The following is a 557-nucleotide window of genomic DNA, read 5'->3' as shown; positions in this document are numbered from 1 at the left end:
GGGGAACCGGCTCAGAGTGCACGCATCGTGACTGATGCTTACAACAATTTTTCGCCAAGAAGTTCCAAGACACTTGCGTATCAAGAACTACAAATTATTTCATCAGCTTTCCAGGTTGTTAAAGAGCAGATTTCACGAAGAAATCAAAGCTAAATCGCTTTAGCTTTGCATTCTCAGGCGAATGGCGTCCCCTAGGGGATTCGAACCCCTGTTACCGCCGTGAAAGGGCGGTGTCCTAGGCCTCTAGACGAAGGGGACCAAAAATCGCTTTGCAACGCTGCGCGTTGCGGATTTTTGGTAAAGGCGAGTGGTGAGCTCAGCGAACCCGAGCGACAAGAAAGAAACTCTCACCTGTGCCGGCTTGCTTGAACTCGGTGTGTGACAAGCTATAGGCAAACTCATCACCACGCCTCTATCAAAAGCGCTCTACTCATATCAAGCAAACTGTGTGAACACTCAACAGGCGTTGAGAATTTAAGGTAAGGAGGTGATCCAACCGCAGGTTCCCCTACGGTTACCTTGTTACGACTTCACCCCAGTCATGAATCACTCCGTGG

The 557-nt window shown here is 49.4% G+C and carries 1 tRNA gene and 1 rRNA gene; both read right to left on the bottom strand.

Going from position 1 to position 557, the window contains the following annotated elements:
• Nucleotides 1-182: 182 nt before the first annotated feature.
• A tRNA-Glu gene (locus tag ABD806_RS17985) sits at nucleotides 183-258 on the bottom strand.
• A 222-nt stretch (nucleotides 259-480) separates the two neighbouring features.
• Nucleotides 481-557: ribosomal RNA gene (locus ABD806_RS17980) — 16S ribosomal RNA — on the bottom strand; the annotation flags it as partial.

The organism is Zobellella aerophila (genome assembly GCF_039539325.1).
In the GTDB taxonomy this organism is placed as follows: domain Bacteria; phylum Pseudomonadota; class Gammaproteobacteria; order Enterobacterales; family Aeromonadaceae; genus Oceanimonas; species Oceanimonas aerophila.
This window is presented reverse-complemented; position numbering and strand designations above follow the sequence as displayed.